The organism is Deltaproteobacteria bacterium, assembly GCA_016210045.1.
In the GTDB taxonomy this organism is placed as follows: Bacteria; UBA10199; UBA10199.
In genome coordinates this window covers 1-4,126 of the sequence record JACQUX010000040.1, presented here as the reverse complement: position 1 = coordinate 4,126, position 4,126 = coordinate 1, and the positions used below count along the sequence as shown (strand labels likewise).

Sequence of the window (4,126 nt, the reverse complement as noted above, 5' to 3'; positions counted from 1 at the left end):
GCCGGGGGCCTCGGCCGGCGGCAAGGTCACAGTGACCGTGGTGCCGTGGCCCACCGTCGAGGCCAACGCCAGCGTCCCGCCCCAGCGCTCGACGGTCGTCCGTGCATGAAACAGCCCGAGCCCGGAGCCCCCGGCCTTGCCGAACGTCGCGCCGCGCTGCATCAGCCGCGGCAACACGTCCGGCGGAATCCCGTGGCCCGTGTCCGCGACGATGATTTGCGGGACGTCATCGGCCTGCCCCAGCGTGACTGTCACCGTGCCCGCGCCGTCCAGCGCCTCGACCGCGTTGTTGATCACATTCGACAGCAGCCGCTTGCACTCGACCGGTTGCACCCGCGCAAAGAGCCCATACGCGGACGCATCCAACGCGCAGCCAATCTCCACTCCCAACCGTGCGCGCAGTTGCATCCGCTTCTCCGAGATCAGCGGCTCGATCAAGCTGGAGAGGAGTTGTACGGACAGATGCTCCGGTGCTGGTGACTCTTTCCCGGTCGGCCCCGCCGCCGCCTTCCTCCCCGCCAAGTCGTTCGCGATGTCCTCGATCCGCTGCACCGCATTCCGAATCATCACCCGCTTCTCTTCCCCCACCTCCGCCAAATGCCCCGCCACCACCCGCAACGCCGTGAGTGGGGAGCGAATATCGTGGGCGACTTGGGCGGCGATATTTGCTTGTGCTTGCAATTTGATTTGTTGGTGCGTGATGCTTGTATAGCTATTGCGTATTTCCATGATGTGCTTGCCAAGCATACAGAGGATGAGCACGCTGATCCCGACATCGAATAAGTAAGGGAGGCGGATTTTTGTCATCGATAAGATCGTGTCATAGACCCCGAGAAAGGTCAGCAGTCCCACGCCAGACACGAACAACACGCCGACAGCATGTCGGTTCACAGAGGCCCAGACGGCCGACGCGACCAGCATCAGGGTGCCAATGTAGAACCACGGCTCGTAGCGCATGAAGATCACGTTGACCGAGGTCTCCAACAGCACCCTGGAGGCGAAATAGCAAAGTGGCAGGAAAATCAGAGCGTGTATCCAATGTTGCTTTTTTGTCGCGGCTTGGGCGGCATGGAACAGAATGAGTGTGACCCCCACAATGTTTGACAAGATCAGGATTTTGTAAGCCGTGACGACATCAAACAGGTGAAAGCTAATGCGGCTGCGACTGATCCCGAACAAACAAAAACTGACGGCAATTCCTATGTAGATCAGTGCAAACGCCTTTTGCTCCAGTGCTTTGAGGGATAGAAAAACAATGATGGCGAGGATGGCACAGAGGAACGGCATGAGCAGTTTAGTCGCATACCATGCGACTTCGCGGAAAAATTTCCGATGTTGTAGCTCTGCGTGCGATCCAACGCGTACGGCCGAGATATGTACCCCTTTCTTTGCCGGGTATTCCACGTACACGAGGATGCGGAGCTGGTTCGCGTGGGACGTGGAAAGGCTCTCCGTGGGAATCAAGTATTCTCGCGGGTAGTCAATATAGCCTTGATAGGCCGGCGGGAAGCTGCCCGTACTGCCGATCAACGTCCCATTGACATACGTCTTGTCGCTGTCCGAGATGTCGCTTAAGTCAATCCCCAATGGATCGTTGGGGTCCAGAGTCGTGATGTGTAAATCGGCCGTGTATTCGATATAGCCGACGTACTTTTTTGAGATGACCAGGTCTGCCGCCGGTGTCCAACGCGACGCCGCGTGGTCTGCAGACCAGCCGTTCGGCAATAAGCGGACGTTCCACCCTGACAGCGTGGCCCCAGCCAGCGCATTGCCGCTGTGCAGGCAGAATAACAACGCGCAGATTGTGGAGAGCAGCCATTGCATACATGCGGCTCAGTGTTTTTGAGCGACAACGAGCACTCGATTCTGTGTGGTCCTGACGGTTCCGTCCACCATGAGGTCTTGGGTCAGTCGATCGAATGCGGCTCGATCTGCTGCCGCGGAGTAGTGCCGTACCGTCGGTGTTTGTTCCAGCAGCGCGCGTAATTGCTCCACGGTGTAGGTCGTTTCCCAGAATCCATTCTGGGCGTCGACGGTGGAGAAGAGTGCGCGAAAGTCTTGCTCCATGGTGCGGGCACGTTCCCCTGCGGCCAAATGGAGCAGTTGCCCCCGTGGCCCCTCGGGATCGCGACCGAAGTACTGTTTGAGGTTCTCCTTATCCCGATCCCCGACCCGTTCCACGACGGCCCAGCCACCGGGTTTTAACACGCGGTGGATTTCGCGGGCGTTGTGGGGCGCTAAAAAACTCACGACCAGATCAACTGTTGCATCGGTGAATGGCATGCTGTCGCAGTCGCCGGTGACAAAGCAGACGTTGTAAGCGCCGGCGATCATGGCATTGCGAATGGCACAGCCGATCATCTCTGCATTGGGTTCGAGCCCGATCACGAGTTGTACGCTGGCGGCCTGGCGAATCGACTTATAGGCGGTGCCGCAACCGCTATCCACGACGATGGCCCCGGGATGCGCCTTACTGGCGACGATGCCGTGAATATCCCAAGGGCGACGCGTCACATCGGTCCCCTTGAGCAGCCGGTCTTGATATTCCCGGCGGTATACATAGGCGGCGTCATAGGCCGGTTCCTGTGAGCTTGTTGGGGGCCGGACCACGGTTCCACGCCGCATGATGCGCGTGGCAAGACCCTTGACCGCAGTGGTGACGTCAGGTCGCGCCCCCGGAACGAGAAAGATTCGTGGCGAAATGGATGGACGCATGCGCAAGTGCCTCACAATTTGTACGCCGCAATCATGGCAAAATACTCCTGCATGGGATGACCAGATTGCTCATAGTCATAAACGTGGGTCTCAAAGCCGATCTCGGTCAAAATGGTCGCCAGTTCCGGAGCGGAGACGGGGAAATCGCGGGCGCGGATATGGGCGTGATTCATTTCGCGCCCTACGTCATCTCCACCATGCCGGCGGATTTCTTGATCCAGCTTGGCAATGAGGTCCTCCCGCCAATCACGTGGCTCGCTGTTCTCCCCCGGGAGGCGGCGGGCAGGGATACCGGCTGCGACCATGTCCGCTGGCGACACGAGAGAGAAAGGGGCCGTCGATTGCGCATCGCGGTCCGGGCGGCGACGATAGGGAATGGCAGACGGCCGAAACAAGTCGTGACTCAGCAAGATGCCCCCACGGGGCATGACAGTAAGCAAGGCACGACCAACAAAAGCGAGTTCTTCCGGTGTCCCATGGTGGAAGTTCAATCCACTAAACACGATCTCAAACGGGCCCGGCAGCGGCAATGTTTGCAATTCCCAGGCATTGCCCTCACAGATCGTGCCGTGGACATTGGCAGGCCAGCGAAATGTCGAACGGGCCTGTTGTGCTTGGTCGGCATGAATATCAACGCCGGTATATTCAAATACGTGGGCAGGGAACTGCTCCATGAGTGCGGCGATAGCGACCGGTTCTCCTCCGCAGGCCAAATCTAGCACCCGGAGTGGGGCAGTGGACGCGTGTGCTCCGATCCATGCATCGAGAATCCGTCCGCCCGTCTGCACGCACTCCTGATGCAAGAGGATGTTATGGCTGACCATGAACCAATAGAAACCTGTTGGGCCGAAGTGGGCCTCATTGCGCATCGCCACGTTCGATAATGGTGAGGTCTCGGCAAACCTTGCGGCAGCAGGTCCGAGAGGAGTCTTGGATGACTGAGTCGATGGAGCAGCGTGTGAACTGTCCGGCCGAGCAATGTCAGATCGCATAGTCACAGTTTTTCGAGAAGGTCGCATTGATTCGCTGTTCCCTATCCCGCGCGGTCGCGGGGGCGTTCGTGTTCTAGGGGGAATTCTCGTCATAATGTTGCGTCATTTGGTGATGCACGCGTTGTGCCAGCGATGGCGCCGCTGTATGTGGTTGATTTATTGTGGGCCACACCTTCGAGAATCGATCTGGCGTGTCCCATAATCCGGATTGTTGCATTCGTATCGGCGGACTGAGCAAGTGCATGCGTGGTCCTCAATAATTCAAACACGCGGTGGGGTGGTGGGCCCAGGTGGCGAGGCAGTCTCCGCCGCAGGCGGACCCGCCTTCGGCGGGGGCGCTTTTTCTGGGCCGATGGGGGCGGGGGTGAGGGTGAAGAGGGTGCCAAGGGTGAAGCGGTCGCGCAGCGGCAACCGTGCGG

3 protein-coding genes are annotated in these 4,126 nt (G+C 59.0%); all 3 read right to left on the bottom strand.

Annotated elements, in window-relative coordinates; all coding sequences use genetic code 11:
- Positions 1 to 1,824: HAMP domain-containing histidine kinase (locus HY696_12020; protein ID MBI4239123.1), on the bottom strand; the 1,824-nt coding region annotated here is incomplete at its 3' end.
- Positions 1,825 to 1,833: 9 nt separating this feature from the next.
- Entirely contained in the window at positions 1,834 to 2,715 is an 882-nt protein-coding gene (locus HY696_12015; protein MBI4239122.1) for a class I SAM-dependent methyltransferase, read from the bottom strand.
- Positions 2,716 to 2,726: 11 nt separating this feature from the next.
- Complete coding sequence (locus HY696_12010; GenBank protein MBI4239121.1) at positions 2,727 to 3,590, bottom strand: class I SAM-dependent methyltransferase; 864 nt, start codon at positions 3,588 to 3,590, stop codon at positions 2,727 to 2,729.
- Positions 3,591 to 4,126 lie beyond the last annotated feature (536 nt).

Coding starts and splice junctions, on each gene's coding strand:
- HY696_12015 (MBI4239122.1), bottom strand. CDS start 2,715: ATGCGTCCATCCATTTCGCCACGAATCTTTCTCGTTCCGGGGGCGCGA.